At 70.7% G+C, this 19148-nt stretch carries 17 protein-coding genes; 4 read left to right on the top strand and 13 right to left on the bottom strand.

From position 1 onward, the window contains the following. Positions 1–45 precede the first annotated feature (45 nt). The 3 genes from ACYVIP_RS24685 to ACYVIP_RS24675 form a co-directional block, all read right to left on the bottom strand. Complete coding sequence (locus ACYVIP_RS24685; RefSeq protein WP_460400308.1) at positions 46–1098, bottom strand: tartrate dehydrogenase; 1053 nt, start codon at positions 1096–1098, stop codon at positions 46–48. Positions 1099–1162: 64 nt separating this feature from the next. Beyond that, the gene (locus tag ACYVIP_RS24680; RefSeq protein WP_460400306.1) at positions 1163–2032 is read right to left on the bottom strand and encodes a LysR family transcriptional regulator; all 870 of its coding nucleotides are present in this window, start codon (positions 2030–2032) and stop codon (positions 1163–1165) included. 31 nt (positions 2033–2063) lie between these two features. Further along, positions 2064–3812: an ABC transporter ATP-binding protein gene (locus ACYVIP_RS24675; RefSeq protein WP_460400304.1), complete on the bottom strand. Its 1749-nt coding sequence runs from the start codon at positions 3810–3812 to the stop codon at positions 2064–2066. Positions 3813–3886: 74 nt separating this feature from the next. Between ACYVIP_RS24675 and ACYVIP_RS24670 the strand changes: the two genes are divergently transcribed. Beyond that, a complete protein-coding gene (locus tag ACYVIP_RS24670) occupies positions 3887–4462 on the top strand; it encodes a TetR/AcrR family transcriptional regulator (RefSeq protein ID WP_460400302.1) in 576 nt (191 codons plus the stop codon). Positions 4463–4525: 63 nt separating this feature from the next. Here ACYVIP_RS24670 and ACYVIP_RS24665 read toward each other — a convergent pair whose 3' ends face one another. The 10 genes from ACYVIP_RS24665 to ACYVIP_RS24620 form a co-directional block, all read right to left on the bottom strand. Continuing rightward, on the bottom strand, positions 4526–4831 hold the full coding sequence (locus tag ACYVIP_RS24665) for a DUF1905 domain-containing protein (protein WP_460400300.1): 306 nt from the start codon (positions 4829–4831) through the stop codon (positions 4526–4528). Further along, entirely contained in the window at positions 4828–5589 is a 762-nt protein-coding gene (locus tag ACYVIP_RS24660; protein WP_460400298.1) for an ArsR/SmtB family transcription factor, read from the bottom strand. The genes ACYVIP_RS24665 and ACYVIP_RS24660 overlap by 4 nt, the downstream gene beginning before the upstream one ends. Positions 5590–5660: 71 nt before the next feature. After that, positions 5661–7037, bottom strand: coding sequence for a dihydrolipoyl dehydrogenase family protein (locus tag ACYVIP_RS24655; protein WP_460400296.1), 1377 nt, complete (start codon positions 7035–7037; stop codon positions 5661–5663). 138 nt (positions 7038–7175) lie between these two features. Further along, a complete protein-coding gene (locus tag ACYVIP_RS24650; protein ID WP_460400294.1) occupies positions 7176–7913 on the bottom strand; it encodes a D-Ala-D-Ala carboxypeptidase family metallohydrolase in 738 nt (245 codons plus the stop codon). A gap of 73 nt (positions 7914–7986) precedes the next feature. Further along, on the bottom strand, positions 7987–8727 hold the full coding sequence (locus tag ACYVIP_RS24645) for a D-Ala-D-Ala carboxypeptidase family metallohydrolase (protein WP_460400292.1): 741 nt from the start codon (positions 8725–8727) through the stop codon (positions 7987–7989). Between the two features lie 160 nt (positions 8728–8887). Beyond that, positions 8888–9781, bottom strand: a complete 894-nt coding sequence (locus tag ACYVIP_RS24640; protein ID WP_460400290.1) for a carbohydrate ABC transporter permease — start codon at positions 9779–9781, stop codon at positions 8888–8890. A gap of 3 nt (positions 9782–9784) precedes the next feature. Continuing rightward, positions 9785–10726: a carbohydrate ABC transporter permease gene (locus tag ACYVIP_RS24635; protein WP_460400288.1), complete on the bottom strand. Its 942-nt coding sequence runs from the start codon at positions 10724–10726 to the stop codon at positions 9785–9787. After that, the gene (locus ACYVIP_RS24630; protein ID WP_460400286.1) at positions 10723–11781 is read right to left on the bottom strand and encodes an ABC transporter ATP-binding protein; all 1059 of its coding nucleotides are present in this window, start codon (positions 11779–11781) and stop codon (positions 10723–10725) included. Before ACYVIP_RS24630 ends, ACYVIP_RS24635 begins: the two co-directional genes overlap by 4 nt. A gap of 33 nt (positions 11782–11814) precedes the next feature. Next, the gene (locus ACYVIP_RS24625; RefSeq protein ID WP_460400284.1) at positions 11815–13164 is read right to left on the bottom strand and encodes an ABC transporter substrate-binding protein; all 1350 of its coding nucleotides are present in this window, start codon (positions 13162–13164) and stop codon (positions 11815–11817) included. Positions 13165–13482: 318 nt separating this feature from the next. Further along, positions 13483–15114, bottom strand: a complete 1632-nt coding sequence (locus tag ACYVIP_RS24620; protein WP_460400282.1) for an acyl-CoA dehydrogenase family protein — start codon at positions 15112–15114, stop codon at positions 13483–13485. Between the two features lie 52 nt (positions 15115–15166). Between ACYVIP_RS24620 and ACYVIP_RS24615 the strand changes: the two genes are divergently transcribed. The 3 genes from ACYVIP_RS24615 (at position 15167) to ACYVIP_RS24605 (ending at position 19075) form a co-directional block, all read left to right on the top strand. After that, entirely contained in the window at positions 15167–15904 is a 738-nt protein-coding gene (locus ACYVIP_RS24615) for a PaaX family transcriptional regulator C-terminal domain-containing protein (RefSeq protein ID WP_460400280.1), read from the top strand. 91 nt (positions 15905–15995) lie between these two features. Then, positions 15996–16730 (top strand): HAD family hydrolase, encoded by a 735-nt coding sequence (locus ACYVIP_RS24610; RefSeq protein ID WP_460400278.1) that lies wholly within the window; start codon positions 15996–15998, stop codon positions 16728–16730. After that, positions 16727–19075: a glycoside hydrolase family 65 protein gene (locus tag ACYVIP_RS24605; RefSeq protein ID WP_460400276.1), complete on the top strand. Its 2349-nt coding sequence runs from the start codon at positions 16727–16729 to the stop codon at positions 19073–19075. Before ACYVIP_RS24610 ends, ACYVIP_RS24605 begins: the two co-directional genes overlap by 4 nt. Positions 19076–19148 lie beyond the last annotated feature (73 nt).

The raw sequence follows: 19148 nt of genomic DNA, 5'->3' as shown, positions 1-19148 counted from the left end.
CCGAGCATCCTCCCGGGTCGTCCCGGCAGCCGGCAAGTGCGCGGCTCACAACCGGTCGAGCAGCTCCCTGGTGAAGGTCGCGGTGTCGGCGGTGCCGCCGAGGTCGGCGGTGCGCACCGGGGTGTTCTCCAGTACGTCGGCCATCGCGGCGAGCACCTGGGCGCCGGCCTCGGGGTGGCCGAGGTGGTCGAGCATCATGGCCGCCGACCAGATCGCGCCCAGCGGGTTGGCCACGCCCTTGCCGGCGATGTCGGGCGCGGAGCCGTGCACCGGCTCGAACATCGAGGGGAACTCCCGCTCCGGGTTGAGGTTGCCGGCCGGCGCGATGCCGATGCTGCCCGCGACCGCCGCCGCGAGGTCGGAGAGGATGTCGCCGAACAGGTTCGAGCCGACGATCACGTCGTAGCGGGACGGGTCCAGCACGACCTTGGCGACCAGCGCGTCGATGTGCTCCTGGTGCCAGCTCACGCTGGAGTGCCGCTCGCCGGCCTCGGCCACCAGCTCGTCCCAGAACGGCATGGTGTGCACGATCCCGTTGGACTTGGTGGCCGAGGTGACCACGCCGCGCCGGGTCTTGGCCAGCTCGAAGGCGTAGTCGAGGATCCGGTTGACCCCCGGCCGGGTGAAGATCGCCTGCTGCACGGCCAGCTCATCGGGGAACCCCCGGCGGAAGCGCCCACCGACCTCGGAGTACTCGCCCTCGACGTTCTCCCGGACCACCACGAACTCCAGGCCGGGGGTGGACGTGCGCAGCGGGCCGGGCACGCCCGGCATCACCTTGATCGGCCGCAGGTTGACGTACTGGTCGAACTGCCGCCGGATGGGGATGAGCAGGCCCCAGAGCGAGACGTGGTCGGGCACGCCGGGCCAGCCGACCGCGCCGAGCAGGATCGCGTCGTGGTGGCGGATGCGGTCCAACCCGTCCTCGGGCATCATCGCGCCCTCGTTCAGGTAACGCTCACAGCTCCAGTCGAACTCGTCGTAGGTGAAGGTGATGCCGTGGTGGGCGCCGACCTTGTCGAGCACGGCGGTCGCTGGCGGCAGGACCTCGGTGCCGATGCCGTCCCCGGGGATCAACGCGATGCGGTGGTCAGTCATACCGCCAGTGCAGCGGCCGGGCGCCGCCCGGTCCAAGACCAGATTCCTCCCCCACCGATAGGCCCTACCTATCGGTGGTGAACTCCCGGGCCGCCGGACTGAGCCGGCCCGCCCGGTGCACCAGGCAGACGTGCAGCACCTCGGCCGAGTCCAGGTCGCGCACGACCGCGCCCGCGTCCACCGCCAGCTGCCGCCAGGACTCGCTGAGCACCGCGACCCCGACCCCGGCGAGCACCAGCGGCAGCATCGCCTCCCGGTGCTCGACCTCGACCGCGATCCGGCTGCCGGCCGCCGAGCCCACGATGTCGTCGGCGGCCCGGCGCATCACCGTGCCGGGCTGGCCGACGATCAGCCGGCAGCCGGTGAGTGCGGCGGGGGCCACCGGATCCGACCCGGCCGGCAGGTCCCCGGCGGTGGCCGCGACCAGGACGAACCGCTGGGTGGCCAGCGGGGTGACGACCATGCCCGGCGGGGCGGGCTGGTCGGCCGCGCCGAGCACGCCGAGCTCCACCGCGCCCACCCGGACCGCGTCGAGCACGTCCGGCGGCGTCGCCGCGGCCCGCACGACGACCTCGACCCTCGGGTAGCGGGCGGCGAAGCCGGCGATCATGCCGGCCAGTGGGCTGACCGCCTGCGACGGCATGGCGGAGATGAGCAGCCGGCCGCCGCGCAGCCCGTCGACGGCCGCGACCGTGTCCCTGGCCAGCGCCAGCCCACGCAGCACGTCGCGGGCGGGGTCGATCAGCTGCTCCCCCGCCGGCGTGAGCACCAGCCGGCGGCCGGTGCGGTGGAACAGGTCGGCGCCGAGGTCGCGCTCCAGCGCCCGCAGCGCCTGGGAGACCGACGGCTGGGCGACGAACAGTTCCTTGGCCGCGCGGTGCACGCTCCCGTGGTCGACGACCGCGAGGAAGTACTGCAACTGCCGAACGTCCATTGTGGACCAATCGTCTGCCGGTGGCGCCACCCTATATCGGCGCCCGCTCCCCGGCGATGCGCAGCGCCTCCACCAGTTCCCGGTACAGCGTGTCGTTGGCCAGCAACGACTCGTGCGTGCCCTGCGCGCGGATCCGGCCGCCCTCCAGCACCACGATGGTGTCCGCGTCGATGACCGTGGACAGCCGGTGCGCGACGGTCACCACCGCGCCGGCCTCGGCCCGGCGGCGGATGCAGTCGTGGATGGCCGCCTCGGTCAGCCCGTCGACCTGCGCGGTCGCCTCGTCCAGCAGCAGCACGTCCGGGGTGCGCAGCACGGCCCTGGCCAGCGCGATCCGCTGCCGCTGCCCGCCGGAGACCGAGGACGAGGTCAGCGAGGTGTCCAGCCCGTCGGCCAGCTCGGCGATCTTGTCGGTCAGCCGCACCTCGGCCAGCACCCGGTCCAGTTCCTCGTCGGTCGCGTCCGGGTGGGTGAACAGCAGGTTGTCCCGGATGGTCCCCGGCACGATCGGCGTCTCCTGCTCGACGTAGGCGATCCGCGCGCGAACGTCGCCGTAGGACAGTTCGCGGTAGTCGCGGCCGTCGAGCACCAGCGCGCCGTCCCGGGGTTCGAGGAACCGCAGGATCAGGGAGAACAGCGTGGTCTTGCCGGCGCCGGACGGGCCGACGATCGCGGTGTGCCCGCGCCGGGGGATGCGCAGGGTCACCCCACGCAGCGCGGGTTCGGCGTCCGGGCCGTACTGGGCCACCACGTCGCGCAGTTCGAGCACGTTGCCGGTGCGGTCGTGGGTCATGGCGGGTGCTGGCACCGGGTCGACCTCCACGTCCAGCGCGTCGACCTGCCGGATGCGCCCCGCGGCGGCGATCCCGGACTGCAGCGCGGTCACGTGCTGGCTCAGCTCGGTGATCGGCTCCATCAGCCCGAAGGCGTAGAGCAGGAAGGCGATCAGGCTGGAGACCTCCAACTGGCCCTGCGAGACCCGCAGCGCGCCGATGCCCAGGACCAGCACGATGGCCAGCTGGATGCCCGTCCAGGCGATCACCCACGCGACCGCCTGGATGCGCACCGCGCGGATGGCGTGGTCGGTGGAGGCCACCGCGTCGACCATGATCCGGTCGCCCTGGCGCTGCTCGGCCCGGCTGGCCTTGACCGTGCGGATCGCCCGCAGCGAGCCCTCCAGCGCGCCGCCGAGCAGGCCGACCCGCTCCTGGGCCTTCTCCTGCTCCTTGGCAATCCTCGGCATGAGCACCATGAACAGGATGCCGACCACGATCACCGAGCCGACGGTCACCGCCAGCAGGACGAGGTCGAGCACGCTCATCAGCACCAGGGAGCCAAGCAGCATCACCACGCCGTTGATCAACCCGATCACGCTGGCGGAGGCGGCCTCGCGCAGCAGCAGGGTGTCCGAGGTGACCCTGGTGACCAGCTCGCCGGTCGGCCGGGTGGTCACCGCGGGCACGGTCGCGCGGAAGAAGCGGCGCACCATGGACTCCCGGGCGCCGAGCACGACCCGTTCGCCCATGGTGCCGAGCAGGATCCACTGCCAGCAGAAGATCACCGCGCCGAACAGGACGACCGTGAGCAGCGCGGTCACCGGGGCGAGCAGCGAGCCGGCGGAGCCGAACGAGTCGAGGACCCACTTGGTGACCATCGGGGTGGTGAGCCCGGTGGCCGAGCCGAGCAGGGCCAGCACGAGCCCGAGGGCGAGCGTGCGCCGGTGCGGCCTGGCGAAGGTCCAGAGCACCCGGAGCCGAGGTAACCGTTGTGGAGTCTCCATGAGCCCTAATGGAACACTGATGCTCCATTTCAGTCAATTTTGTTCTCATATGGCATAACAGGTACGGTGCTGTCATGGGCATGGGACAGAGCGCGGTGGCCGAGTCGGGTGCCCGCCTGCGGACCAGGCGCGCCATCCTGGACGCGGCGGTCATCGCGCTGGCCGCCAACTCCGCCGCGACGCTGGCCGACATCGCCGTGGCGGCCAACGTCGGCCGCACGACCGTGCACCGCTACTTCCCGGAGCGGTCGGACCTGCTGCGGGCGATCGGCGTCGACTTCCTGGACAAGATCGACGTGGCCACCGAGTCCGCGCGACTCGACGACGGCGCGGCGCCCGACGCGCTGAGCAGGCTGTGCCAGGAGTACTTCGAGTTCGGCGACCTGTTCACGCTGTTCTTCGGCATGCCCGAGCTGGCCACCGGCCCGCTGTGGGACGAGGAGACCGCGAGCGACCGCGCGGTGATCCGGCTCATCGAGCGCGGCCACGCGGAGGGCACCATCGACCGGGAGATGGCGCCGACGTGGGTCCAGCAGCTGGTGTGGAGCCTGCTGTTCACCGCCTGGGCGCACGTCCGGGACAACGGCGCACCCAAACACCAGGCCCTGAGCCTGTGCCTACGCACCCTGACCAAAACCCTCGCCCCCTGAGCACCCGCCGGGGCCATGCCCCGAATGGGCCGTTCGGGACGCTCAACGCCCTGAATGCCCCATTCAGGGCGTTGGCTGGCGCGGGAGGCGTTCCTCGAGGGTGACGGTGACGGTGTCGCCTGCCTGCTTGCCGATGCGGGCGCGGGTGGCGGCGGTGAACGCGAGCTTGTGCGTGCCGTCGCCCAGTGCCATGAACGAGCCCTGGAACGGCTCGCCGTCGACGCGGCCCCTGACCTTCACCAGCCCGCGGGTGCCGAAGAACTCGGCCGAGCCGGGCAGTACGACATAGGTCCAGCCGCCCTTGTTCTGGCTCGTGCGCAGTGTCGCGGTGAACGTCCGGTCCAGCTTCTCGCCTGGTCGTGCGGTCATGATGGGTCGCCTCCGTACCTGAGTGAGCCGGGAGTGGTGAGTTCCGTGCCGGTCTCCAGCCAGGTCTTGAGCCCGGACAGGATCATCGGCCAGCCGCCGTAGAGGTGCTCGTCGGCGTCCTCGGTGAGCTGGTCGTGCCGGACGACGAGCCGGCAGCTGTCGCCGACCTGCTCGATCTGCCAGGTCACCCGGCTGGTGCCCGTGGCGGCGATCTCGTCGTCCCAGATGGCGTGGTAGGTCTGCACGAGCCGCCAGGGCGGGTCGACCTCGAGGTTCTCGCCCTCGATCAACCCGCCCGCCCCGTGGTGGGTGACCTGGTAGGCGGAGCCGGTGGTCCAGTCCGACGCCACCCGCGCGCCGAACTGGAACCTCGCCCGCGTCTCGGGATCGGTGATCGCCTGCCACAGCCGCTGCGGCGTGGTGGCGATGAAGATCTCGAACACCTTCTCCACGTGTGCCTCCAGATGTCGTTTCAGCCCGACGAGGCCGGCGGCCCACGCCTCGGTGTACTTGCTGACCCAGCGGTCGTGGAGGAGCCGGATCGGCACGGGGTTCAGGAAGTGCGCCTTCTCCCTGCCCCGCCGCTCCGACACCACCAGGCCGGCCTCCTCGAGCAGGCGAAGGTGCTTGGCCACGGCGACCCTCGTCATCGCGAACCGGCTCGCCAACGCGTTGAGCGACTGCCCGTCCCGCCGGAACAGCTCATCGAGCAGCTCCCGGCGGGTCGGATCCGCCAATGCCCGGAATACCCGCTCCACGCGACCACAATAGGAAACCATTTGGTTTCATGTCAACCATGGTCAAAGCGGGCCGGTCGGGCCGACGGAGGTCAGGAGAGGTTGGCGAGGGCGGTCTCGATGGTGCGGTGGAAGGTGGGGTAGGCGTAGATCATCGTGCGCAGGCGGGTGGTCGGGACCTCCGCGTGCACGGCGACCGCCAGGGCGCCGAGCACCTCGCCGCCGGCCGGGCCGGCCGAGGTCGCGCCGACCAGCACGCCGCGGTCGGCGTCCTCGACCAGCTTGACGAACCCCTCGTTCCCCACCTTGTAAATGAACCCGCGCGAGGACTCCTGGACGCGCGCGAACCCCGTGCGCACGCGGAGCCCGCGCTCGCGGGCGGCGTGCTCGGACAGGCCGACCGAGCCGATCTCCGGGTCGGTGAACGTCACCCTCGGCACCGCCCGGTAGTCGGCCGTCTCCGCGTCCGGCTCGCCGAGGATGTCGGCCGCCGCGATCCGCGCCTGGTACATCGACAGGTGGGTGAACGCGCCCCTGCCGGCGATGTCGCCGATCGCCCACAGGCCATCGGCCGCCCGCATCCGCTCGTCGGTCGGCACGTCCCGGCCGGTCGTCGGCAGGCCGACCGCGTCGACGCCGAGCGCCGCCAGGTCCGTGCGCCGGCCGGCGGCCACCAGCAGCCGCTCGGCGGCCAGCGCCTCGCCGTTGTCCAGTTTCACCGAGAACTGCCCTGCCTCGTAACGGATCCTGGCCGCCGACAGGCCGGTCCGCACGGTGATCCCCTCGGCACCGAACACCGACCCGAGCAGTTCCCCGGCCTCCGGCTCGTCGGCGGGCACCAGCCGGTCGGCGTGCTGCACGATCGTCACCGCGACCCCGAACCGGGAGAACACCTGGGCGAACTCACATCCGACCGGACCACCGCCGAGCACGATCAGCGACTGGGGCAGCTCCGCCACCGCCACCGCGTCCCGGTTGGTCCAGTACGGCGTCTCGGCCAGCCCGTCGATCGGCGGCACCGCGGGATCGGTCCCGGTGTTGAGCACGATTCCCTTGCGGGCGAGGAAAACCCTCGGTCCGTCCGATGTGGACACAGTGACCTCGCGTGGCGCGGTGATCCGGCCACGGCCACGGACGAACTGGCCGCCGGTCGCGGTGAACCGGTCGACCGCGACCGTGTCGTCCCAGTTGTCGGTGGCCTCCTCGCGGACGCGCCTGGCCACCGGCGACCAGTCGCGGTCCACCGTCGCCGAGCCGGCCAGCGTGTCCACCCGGCGCGCCTCGGCGAGCGCGTCGGCCGCGCGGATCATCATCTTCGTCGGCACGCACGCGTAGTACGGGCACTCACCGCCGACCAGCCGGACGTCGACCCCCACCACCGACAGCCCGGCCCTGGCGAGCCTGGCGCCGATGTCCTCGCCGCCCGGCCCCATCCCGATCACGACGACATCCACCTCGGTACCCGGCATGTCAACTCCCAGCGAACTCGTGTGTGCCTGTACCAGCACAGCATGTCCCTGTTCGGCACGCATCAGGAGGCGGCCCGCCGACAACGTGACTCGGGCCCGTGCCGTCCGGCACGGGCCCGAGTCGTCATCGAAAGGGTGTCAGCAGTTCGGCGCGCTCCAGAAGCGGCCGGACTTGTTGGCGACGTGCACGTGATCGTTGTGGCCGGGGTAGCCCGGTCCGAGGAGCTCCTCGAACCCGGCGGTCTTGCCCTGGTTCCACATCGTGCACTGCGGCGGGTTGCTCATGCCGAGGTCCGCGGCCTGCCCGTACATGTGCAGGCTGGTCGACGAACCGCCGACCGACGAGTTGCACGAGACGCTGCGGAACGCCGAGGTGATGCCGAGCGGGCGGTCACCGAGCTTGTGGCGCATCGCCTCGAGCTGCCACATCAGCCTGCGGATGTTCTCCTTCGCGGTGGCCGCGGAGACCTTGCCACCGTTGAAGTTGTTGGCACCGCAGTTGTCGTCGAACTCCCCGTACGTGAAGTGGATCGGCGTACAGTCGTCGTCCTGGAGCTCGTAGATCTTGTTGAAGGTCTGCTGACCGGCGATGCCGTCGGACCCGAGCCCGTAGCCGGACTGGAACCGCGCGACCGCGCTCTTGGTCGCCGGACCGTACTCCCCGTCGAGTACGAGGTTCTCGCCGGAGGCGACCCAACCGGCCACCCGGATCTGCAGCTGGGTGACATCGGCACCGGACGCGCCCTGGGACAACGTCCTTGACCAGGTGTAGCACCCGTCCGCGGCGGCGGTCGCCGGCGCGATCACGCCGATGGTGAGCGAGCCGGTGATCGCCAGTAAGAACGCCGCGGCGAGAGAAACGAGACGTCTACGCATACTTTGCCCTCCACATTGGATACGACGGAGCAGGGAGTTCCGTCGGCCGTGCACTAACGTTCGTGGGCACTTCTCAACAGTTGGGCGCGCTCCAGGTGCGGATGGGGTCGTTGGCCACATGGGTGTGGTCGTTGTGCCCCGGATAGCCCGGTCCGAGGATCTCCTCGAACCCGGAGGTCTTGGCGGCGTGGTACATCTGGCACAACGTCGGCCCGCTGGCCGTGCTGAAGTCGGTCGCCTGGCCGTACATGTGCCGGCTGCTGGGTGAGCCGCCGACCGAGGCGTTGCACGACACGCTGCGGAAGGAGATGCTCACGACCATCGGGCGGTCGCCCAGCTTGTGCCGCATCGCCTCCAGCTGCCACATCATCCGCAGGGTGTTCGTCTTCGCCGCGGCCGCGGAGACCTTGCCACCGTTGAAGTTGTTGGCCCCGCAGTTGCCGTCGAGCTCGGAGTAGGCGAAGTGCGCCGGCGTGCAGTCGTTGTCCTGGAGCGCGTAGATCTTGCTGTAGGTCTGGTCGCCGGCGATGCCGTCGGACCCGAGCCCGTAGCCGGTCTGGAACCGCCGGACCGCGGCGGCGGTGGCCGACCCGAACTCGCCGTCGATGACGAGGTTCTCCCCGGAGGCGACCCAGCCGGCCACCCGGATCTGCAGCTGGGTGACATCCGCGCCGCTCATTCCTTGGCGCAGCGTGCGGTTCCAGGTGTAGCACCCGTCGGCGGCGGCCGTCGCGGGTGCGATCGAGCTGACCGTGATCGAGCCGGTGATGGCCACGAGTATCGCGGCGAGAAGGGTGACCAGACGTCTGCGCATAGCGCCCTCCACAGAGGATGCGACGGGTGCAGGAAGGTTCCGTCGTCCGTAAGGGGATCGTGGCAGCGCGGAACGCGTTGAGTCAATGAACTGTTAGATAATTTCTTTCCTTGATCGCCCTGACCTTGATCGTTGTGCTTTTGGACTGTGCGCGGGACGATCAGCCCTTGACCGCGCCGGCGGTGAAACCGGCGATGAACCGATCAAGGAACAGGTTGAACACGAAGGCGATCGGCACCGCCACGAGCACCGTGGCCGCCTGCAACGACTGCCAGAAGAACACGTCGCCGCGGATCAGCTGGGTCGGCACACCGGTGCTGACCGGCATCTGGCCCGGTGGGGAGACGAAGGCGAGCGTGTAGATGAACTCGCTCGCGGTCAGGGTGAACGCGAACACCACGACCGCCACGATTCCGGGGAACACCAACGGAACCACGGCCCGGCCGAACGCGCCGAGGCGGCTGTAGCCGTCCACCATCGCCTGTTCCTCGACGTCCTTTGGCACGTTGCGCAGGAAGCCCATTAGCAACCACACCGAGACCGGGATGGTGATCGTCGGGTAGACCAGCACCATCGACCAGGTGGAGTCCTGCAGCCCGACGCCGACGACCACCCTGGACAGCGAGAGGAACAGCAGGCTCGGCGGCACCAGGTAGACCAGGAAGATCGCGATCCCCAGCGGACCGGACCACGGCCGGTCCAACCTGGCCAACGCGTAGGCCGCCGGCAGTGCGAACACCAGCGTGATCGCCACGACCAGCACGCCGACCCACAGCGTGTTCCAGGCGAAGGTCAGGAACGAGGTGTCGGTGAACAGGTAGGTGACGTGGTCGGGCGTTGGCGGCCGGTTGAAGATGAACGGGTTGTTCTCCGGGTTGTACAGGTCGCGGTTCTGCTTGAACGCGGTGATCGCGCTCCAGATGAACGGCCCGGCACAGAACAGCGCGACCAGGATCGCGGCGAAGTAGACGCCGATCCTGGCGGCGACGTGCCGCCGGGTGTAGCGGCGGCGCAGCGCGGCCGCCTGCGCGGCGGTGACCGGTTCGATCGCCATCCCTCAGTTCACCTCGATCCGGCGCACGACGCGGAGGATGCCGACCGCGGCGGCGAGCAGCAGTGGGAACAGGAACAACGCGATCGCGGCCCCGCCGGCGACGTCGCCGCCGTCGATGCCCCGGTAGAACGCCCAACTGGACAGCACCTGGGTGGCGTCGTTGGGACCGCCTCGGGTGAGCACCCGGACCACGGCCATGTCGGTGAAGGTGAAGATCGCGCCGAACAGCGCGGACACCGCGATCACCGGCAGCACCAGCGGGATGGTGATCTCGAACATCCGCCGCCAGTAGCCCGCACCGTCCACTTTGGCCGCCTCGTCGATGTCCCTCGGGATGGCGACCAACCCGGCCATCAGGATCACCGCGGCCAGCGGCACCAGCCGCCACACGTGCACCGCGATCACCGAGCCCATGGCCAGTCCCGGCTCGCCGAGCCAGTACATGTTCTCCGCGCGGTCGAGGAAACCGATCTCGCGCAGCACCCAGTCGATCGGCGAGTAGATCGAGTCCAGCAGCCACAGCCAGGAGATCGAGGACAGCGCGACCGGCGTGGTCCACGGCAGCAGCACCAGGAAGCGGACGATCCACTTGCCCCGGAAGTTCGCCACCAGGATGTTGGCCAACACCTTGCCGAGCAACACGATGAACACCATCGAGATGCCGGTGAAGACGAAGGTGTTGCCAAGCGAGCGCCAGAACACCGGGTCCTCGAAGGCCCGCACGAAGTTGCGCACGCCGACCCAGTCGAACGACGGGTCGCCGGCGGAGATGTCGGAGAACGCGAACGCGATCGCCAGTCCGAACGGGATCGCCACCAGCGCGATGATGTAGACCACGCTCGGCATCAGGAAGATCCACGCCAGCGCGCCATCGCGGTCGGCCAGCGTGCGCTTCGCCGGCCCGGCGACCTTGGTCGGCTCGACCCGCTCCTCGGTGACCGTCACTGGGCACCCAACCGGATCGGCTCGGTGCGCAGGCCCTCCTCGTCGGCGGCGAAGAACCGCAACCGGTCGGGATGCACGGCGAACTCGTGCAGCTCGCCGGCCGCGATCGGGGTCTCCACAGTGGAGGGCAGCCGGGCGACGACCCTGGTGGCCTCGCCGATCCTGGTCACCGTGCCGTAGACGTGCCGGTCGCCGGACAGGTACTCGATCCGGTCGACCGCGAGCGGCATCAGCGTCTTCTCCACCGACGACACGACCTCCACCGGCAACAGGTGCTCCGGCCGGAAGCCGACCAGATGATCGTCGCGCGGGACCAGGTTCATCGGCGGCGACCCGATGAACGTGGCCACGAAGGTGTCCGCCGGGTCGTCGTAGATCTCCGCCGGCGGGCCGACCTGGCGGATCTTTCCGTTGGACAGCACGGCGATCCGGTCGCCGAGCCCCATCGCCTCGATCTGGTCGTGGGTGACGTAGACCGTGGTGGTGCCGATCTCGTCCTGAAAGGACTTCAGCTCGTCGCGGGCACTGGCGCGAAGCTTGGCGTCCAGGTTGGACAGCGGCTCGTCGAGCAGGAACACCTGGGGCTCCCGCACCAACGCCCTGGCCAGCGCGACCCGCTGCCGCTCGCCACCGGACAGCTGCCTCGGCTTGCGGCCGAGGAGATGCTCGATGCCGAGCAGACCGGCCGCCCAGCGCGCCTTCTTCTCCCGCTCCGGCCGGTCCATACCGGCCGCGCGCAACGGGAACACGATGTTGGCCAGGACCGTCTTGTGTGGATAGAGCGCGTAGCTCTGGAACACCATGGCGATCTTGCGTGCCCGCGGCGGCAGCCCGGTGACCACGTGGTCGTCGATCAGGATGTCGCCAGAGCTCGGCTCCTCCAGACCGGCGATGGTCCGCAGCAACGTCGTCTTGCCGCACCCGGACGGGCCGAGCAGGACGAGGTACTCACCATCGGCTGCGGTCAGGTTGACGCCATCGATCGCGCGTACCTTCCCGTGCGCCTTCCCCCCGTCGAACTGCTTGACCAGATCGCGGACCTCGACAACCGCCACACGCCCTCCCTCTACTCGCCGAGCCGGACCGGCTCAGCCGCCGACGAGCCCGGCGGCCCGCCACTTGTCGAAGATCGAGTTGACCTGCCGCTCCGCCTCGAGCACGGACTGCTCCGGCGAGGCCTCGCCGCGGACCGCGCGGGCGAACATGTTCGGGATCACGAAGGTGTTGAACACCTCGCCGATCGCGGTCGACGCCGGGCCGGGATGGCCGATGTTGGCGCTCCACGGCACCGCGTCGGACAGGAACGCGAGCTTGTCGGCCGGCTTGGCGCCGAACGGGTCGTCGCCCAGCCAGGTGCCGATCTCGGGCGTCAGGTCCGACCACGCGCAGAAGTCGTAGAGCTTGGAGTGGTAGGTCGCCAGGGCGTAGTTCGCCGTGTAGTGCAACAGGAACTCCTTGGCCGCGTCCGCGCCGGGCGCGTGGTCCGGGATGATCCAGTTGTAGAGCACGTGCTGGGCGGCGAGCGCGGCCTTTGGCCCACGCAGCGCCGGCACGAAATGGGTGTCGTCGGCGACATCCGGGTTGGACTCCTGCGCGGTGCGCCACGCGGAGATCGAGTTGACCACGTAGGACAGCTTGCCGGCGACCAGGCCCTGGTTGTTGCTCGCGGCGTTCCAGGAGAACACCTCGGGCGTCATGGCCTGCTGGTACAGCTTGGTCATGAACTCGACTGCGGCGATGGTCTCCGGCGAGTTCAGCGTCACCTGCTCGTTCTCGTCCTGCTCGGAGGCGCCGTAGGACCACATCAGCGCCCGCAGCACCATGTTGGAGTCGATCTCCTGGGACATGCCGAGGCCGAGCTGGATGTTCTCGCTCTTCTTGATCTCGGTGGCGCCGGTGAGCAGGTCGTCCCAGGTCGTCGGGCCCTCCGGAAAGCCGACGGGCTCCCAGAGCGACTTGCGGAAGTTGCCGGGGTCGGGCACCCAGCCCGGCGAGTAGGCGTAGAACTTGCCGGTCGCCGGGTTGGAGCTGGACTTGCGGCACAGCTCGAGCTGCTTGCCCCAGCGGGAGCTGGCCTCCTCGACCAGGTCCTTGAGGTCGAGCACGCTCGGCTCGTACTGGGAGAGCGTGGCGATGTACTGGATGACGTCGTGGCCCTCACCGGCCTGGACCTCCGCGGCGATCCGGGTGGGGATCTGGGCCTGGTCGACGTGGTCGACGACGACGTTGACCCCGACGCGCTTGCCCCAGTCCTGCGCGAACTTGTCGAACCAGGTGTCGTGGCTCGGCACGAAGTGGCTCCACAGGAGGATCTTCAGGTCGCCGGACAGCTTGGTCGACGGCTCGGCGAAGGTCACCTCCGGTTCCTTGCCGGTGGAACCGGGGTCGGTGACCGGGGACTCCTCGCTGGCACAGGCACTGCCGACCGACGCCGCCATTGCCGCCACGGCCGCCGCGCGAAGGACCTCACGGCGGCTGCGAGGCCGACCGAAAACGCGGGGAACACCTTCGTTCATCGCTGACTCCAGCCTCGATGCTGTGTTCAAATGATCGCTCTGAGGCACCGTAGCCCGCCTGTGAGGCGCATCACCAGTCCCGATCAAGAAAAGGTGAGTTTTCAGGTCGCTGTATTTTCTGGTCGCTCCCGCGACTGCGCTAACGCGCCGTCTTCCCTCCTCACGTGCTCGGCGCTGGCGCGCCTGCGCGCGCTCGTCAGTCCAGACGGCGCACGCTCCGTCGCTCCCGCTCCTGGGGGGTCAGCCGATCTGTGCCCGTGCCAGGATGGCCGTGGTGTCCACGCCGGTGGGCAGGGTGCCGAAGGCGGCTCCCCAGTCGCCGTCGAGGCGGGAGGCGCAGAAGGCGTCGGCGACGGCGGGGGCGCCGTGCCGGACGAGTAGGGAACCCTGCAGTACCAACGCCATTCGCTCGACCAGGCGGCGTGCGCCTGCCTGCGCGGCCACCGGGTCGGTCAGCGCGCCGAGGTCCTTGCCGAGCCGGGCGACCGCGTCGTCGAGCCGGCGGTCCGCGCCCGCGGCCTCGGTGACCTCAGCGAAGAACGCCTCCGCGCCGACCGAGCCCATGGCGCGCAGCACGTCGAGCGCGGCCACGTTGCCAGAGCCCTCCCAGATCGAGTTCAGCGGCGCCTCCCGGTAGAGCCGGGGCAGGCCGGAGTCCTCCACGTAGCCGTTGCCGCCGAGGCATTCCAGCGCCTCGGCCGCGTGCGCCGGGGCCCGCTTGCACACCCAGTACTTGCCGACGGCGAGCCCGAGCCTGCGGAACGCGGCCTGCTGCTCGTCGCCGGCGAAGGCCCGGTCGGTCGCGCCGGCCAGGCGCAGCGCGAGGGTGGTGGCGGCCTGGGACTCCACGGTCAGGTCGGCGAGCACGTTGCGCATCAGCGGGGCATCCACCAGGCGCTCGCCGAAGGCGGTGCGGTGGGTCGCGTGGTGCATGGCGGCCATCAGCGCGGCCCGCATGCCGGCGGCGGCGCCGATCGCACAGTCCAGCCGGGTCATGTTGACCATCTGGATGATGGTCCGCACGCCCTGACCCTCCTCGCCGACCAGCCACGCGACCGCCTCGTCGTACTCCACCTCCGACGAGGCGTTGGCCCGGTTGCCCAGCTTGTCCTTGAGTCGCTGCAGGTGCATGCGGTTGCGCGTGCCGTCGGGCAGCACCCGGGGCAGCAGGAAGCACGACAGGCCGCCCGGCGCCTGCGCGAGCACCAGGAACAGGTCGCACATCGGCGCGGAGGTGAACCACTTGTGCCCGGTGAGCAGGTAGCTCCCGTCGCCGCTTGGCACCGCGCGGGTGGTGTTCGCGCGGACGTCCGAGCCGCCCTGCTTCTCGGTCATCGACATGCCGGCGGTCAGCCCCGGCTTGGTCTGCGGCGCCCCCGACCCCGGGTCGTAGACGGTGGCCGCGAGCAGCGGCTCGAACCGTTCGGCCAACTCGGGTGTGTGCCGCAGCGCGGGCACCGAGGCGTAGGTCATCGAGACCGGGCAGCCGTGGCCGCCCTCGACCTGGGACCAGGTGTGGAACTTCGCGGCCCTGGCCACGTGCGCGCCGGGGCGCTGGTCGCGCCAGGGGGCGGCGTGCAGGCCGTTGCCGATGGCCACGGTCATCAGCTCGTGGTAAGCGGGGTGGTACTCGACCTCGTCGATGCGGTGGCCGTAGCGGTCGTGGGTGCGCAGCACCGGTTCGTGCTCGTTGGCCAGCCGCGCCCACTCCTGGGCCCGCGCGGTGCCGGCCAGCCTGCCCAGCGCGCGCACCTCGTCGACCGCCCAGCCCGCGCCCTCGCGCACCAGCCCGTCGAGCAGGGCCGGGTCGTCGGCGACGTCGTGGTCGGCGAGGGGTGGCACCTGGTTGGTCACGGTGTGGGTAGCGGCCATACCGGCCATGTTACGTTTTTTGAACACGCGACACCAGACCGTAAGGACGTCGATGCGCCTGCCGGACGTGCCAGGACTGCGCCAGCTGACCGCCAGGTCGGCCGTGCTGAGCACGCTGCTGGGCGCGCACCCGCCCCGGTTGCCGGCCAGGAGCCTGGTGCGGGTCGGCGAGCTGTTCGACATCGCCGACGGCACGATCCGGGTGGCGCTCTCGCGCATGGTCGCGGCCGGCGACCTGCGGCTGGACGACGGCGAGTACGCGCTCACCGAACGGCTCATCGCCCGGCAGGCCCGCCAGGACCAGAGCCGCTCCCCCGCCACCCGTCCGTGGACCGGCGACTGGGAGATCGTGGTGGTCACCGCCGAGCGTCGCAGCCCGGCGGCGCGGACCGCGTTCCGCCAGCGGATGGCCGGACTGCGGCTGGCCGAGGCCCGCGAGGGCACCTGGCTGCGCCCGGCGAACCTGGACCGTCCGCTGGCGGTCGACTGCCTGGTGCTCACCGGGCGGCCGGCGGGCGACCCGGCCGCGCTGGCCGGCACCCTGTGGGACCTGCCGGCGATGGCGACCAGGGCCAGGCGGCTGCACGACGCGCTCGCGCAGGCGCGGGACCTGGCGGCGAGCTTCATCGTCTCCGCCGCGGTACTGCGCCACCTGGTGGCCGACCCGGTCCTGCCGCCGGCTCTGCTCCCACCCGACTGGCCAGGCGACCACCTGCGCGCCCGCTACGCCACCTACGACACCACCTTCCGCGCCACCCTGCGCACCCATCTGGGTCTCCCCCCGCAGTGAAGGGTCCCTTCGCTGCGGCCGGCGCAGCGAAGGGACCCTTCGCTGCGTTTGCCACCGGGTGGGCGGGGGCTGGTTTGGGTAGCGTGCGGGGGTGATCGGTTTGCCAGACCATGTGACCGCCTGCCTGTTCGACCTCGACGGTGTGCTCACCGGCACCGCCGCGCTGCACCGCGCGGCGTGGAAGGAGACGTTCGACGGGTTCCTGAAGCGACGCGACGGCGACGACTTCCTCGAGTTCACCGCCGCCGACTACAACGACTACGTCGACGGCCGGCCCCGGTTCGACGGGGTCCGCGCCTTTCTCGCCGCCCGCGACATCACGCTGCCGGAAGGCGACCCGGAGGCACCGCCCTCCGACGACACCGTCCAGGGCTTGGGCAACCGGAAGAACCTGCGGGTGCAGGAGATCATCGCCGAGCGCGGGGTGTCGCCCTTCCCCGGCTCGGTGCGCTACCTGACGGCCGCGAAGCGGGCCGGGCTGCGGATCGGCGTGGTCACCTCGTCGGCCAACGGCCAGACCGTGCTCGAAGCCGCCGATCTGACGAAGTTCGTCGAGGCCCGCATCGACGGCGTGACCATCGTCGAGCGCGGGCTGGCCGGCAAGCCGGCACCGGACAGCTTCCTCGCCGGCGCGGCCGCCCTCGACACGCCGGCCGAGCACACCGCGGTGTTCGAGGACGCGCTGTCCGGGGTCCAGGCCGGGAAGGCGGGCCACTTCGGCTACGTCGTCGGCGTCGACCGGGCGGGCCAGGCCGACCAGCTGCGCGCGCACGGCGCCGACGTCGTGGTCAAGGACCTGGCCGAGCTGCTGGCGGACACCCCGTGACCGAGCACGGCTTCCAGGTCTCGCCGTGGGAGCTGCGGTGGAACAGCCTCGACCTGTCCGCGCTGGAGCGCACCGAGTCGACCTTCGCGCTGTCCAACGGCCACATCGGCATGCGCGGCACCCTCGACGAGGGCGAGCCGTGCGCGCTGCCGGGCACCTACCTCAACGGCTTCTACGAACAGCACTCCCTGCCCTACGCCGAAGGGGGCTACGGCTACCCGGAGGACGGCCAGACCGTCGTCAACATCACCGACGGCAAGATCATCCGGCTACTGGTGCAGGACGAGCCGCTCGACATGCGCTACGGCAGGGCGATCGAGCACCACCGGGTGCTCGACTTCCGCTCCGGGACGGTGCGCCGGGACACCGTCTGGGAGTCGCCGACCGGCAGGCGGGTGCGGGTACGCACCGAGCGGCTGGTGTCGTTCACCCAGCGCGCGGTGGCCGCGATCCGCTACGAGGTCGAGCCGATGGACGGCTACATCCAGCTCGTCGCGCAGTCCGACCTGCTGGCCAACGAGCCGGTCGAGACCGCGAGCAGGGACCCGAGGGTCGCGGCCACGCTCAGGGACCCGCTGGTGGCCGAGGACAGCTTCGCCGAGGACCTGCGCGCCGTGCTCGTGCACCGGACCCGGCACTCGAGGCTGCGGCTGGCCGCGGCGATGGACCACGAGCTCGCCGCCGACAACGACGGCGTGCGCACCGAGATCCACGCCGAGGACGACCTGGCCAGGTTGACCGTGGCGGTCGACGTGCCGAACGGGTCGCGGCTGTGCATCACCAAGTACCTCGCCTACGGCTGGTCGGCCCGCCGGTCGGCGCCCGCGCTGCGTGCGCAGGTGGACGCGGCGCTGGCCGGGGCGCGGCAGACCGGCTGGGCGGGGTTGTTGGCCGAGCAGCGCCAGTTCCTCGACGACTTCTGGGACACCGCGGACATCACGCTCGACGGCGACGACGAGCTGCAACAGGCGGTCCGGTTTGGACTGTTCCACGTGCTCCAGGCGGGCGCGCGCGGGGAGAGCAGGGCGATCCCGGCCAAGGGCCTGACCGGTCCCGGCTACGACGGACACTCCTTCTGGGACAGTGAGACCTTCGTCCTGCCGGTGCTGACCTACACGATCCCCGACGCCGCGCGGGACGCGCTGCGCTGGCGTCATTCCACTGTGGACAAAGCGAAGGAGCGGGCGAGCGCGCTCGGGCTGGCGGGCGCGGCGTTCCCGTGGCGGTCGATCAACGGCGCGGAGTGCTCTGCCTACTGGCCGGCCGGCACGGCGGCGTTCCACGTGGCCGCCGACGTCGCGGACGCGACCGTGCGCTATCTCGCGGCCACCGGCGACGAGGCGTTCGAGCGGGAGAGCGGCGTCGAGCTGTTGGTGGAGACCGCCCGGCTGTGGCTCTCGCTGGGCCACCATGACATGCACGGCGGGTTCCGGATCGACGGGGTCACCGGCCCGGACGAGTACAGCGCCGTGGTGGACAACAACATCTACACCAACCTGATGGCGCAGCGGAACCTGCGCGAGGCGGTCGCGGTGTGCGCCAGGCAGCCCGCGGTCGCGGAGACGCTCGGGGTGAGCGCCGAGGAGACCGCGTCGTGGCGCGCGGCGGCGGAGAAGATGGTCGTGCCCTACGACCCGATGCTCGGCGTGCACCCGCAGTCGGAGCGGTTCACCGAGCACGCGGAGTGGGACTTCGCCGCGACGCCCGAGGACCGGTATCCGCTGCTGCTGCACTATCCGTACTTCGACCTCTACCGGCGGCAGGTGGTGAAGCAGGCAGACCTGACGCTGGCGCTGTACCTGCGCGGGGACGCGTTCACGCCGGAGCAGAAGGCACGCGACGTGGCCTACTACGAGGCGCGGACGGTACGGGACTCGTCGCTGTCGGCCGGTCCGCAGGCGGTGATGGCCGCCGAGGTCGGGCACCTCGACCTGGCCTTCGACTACTTCGCCGAAGCCATCCTCACCGACCTGCACGACCTGCACCACAACGTGCGCAACGGGCTGCACATCGCGGCGCTGGCCGGCGCGTGGATGGTCACCGTGGCCGGTTTCGGCGGCATGCGCGACCACGACGGATCGCTGGAGTTCGCGCCCCGGCTACCGCCCGCGCTGTCCCGGATCGAGTTCCGGATGACCTATCGGGGCTGCCGGTTCGCCGTGGAGATCACCCGCACACACGCCACCTACCGCCTGCTGGCCGGCGACCCACTGGCGGTCACCCACCACGGCCGCCCGATCGAGATCGGCCCCATGCCCCACCGCCAACCCATCCCCGACCTCCCCACACCCAAACCGATAACCCAACCCCCCGGCCGCGCCCCCACCCGCCGCTCCCCCCACTGACCCCCCGCAGCGAAGGGCTCCATCACTGCGCCTCATGCAGCGAAGGGCTCCTTCACTGCACGGGACGCAGCGA

The sequence above is a fragment of the Actinophytocola sediminis genome, from assembly GCF_054779715.1.
This window is presented reverse-complemented; position numbering and strand designations above follow the sequence as displayed.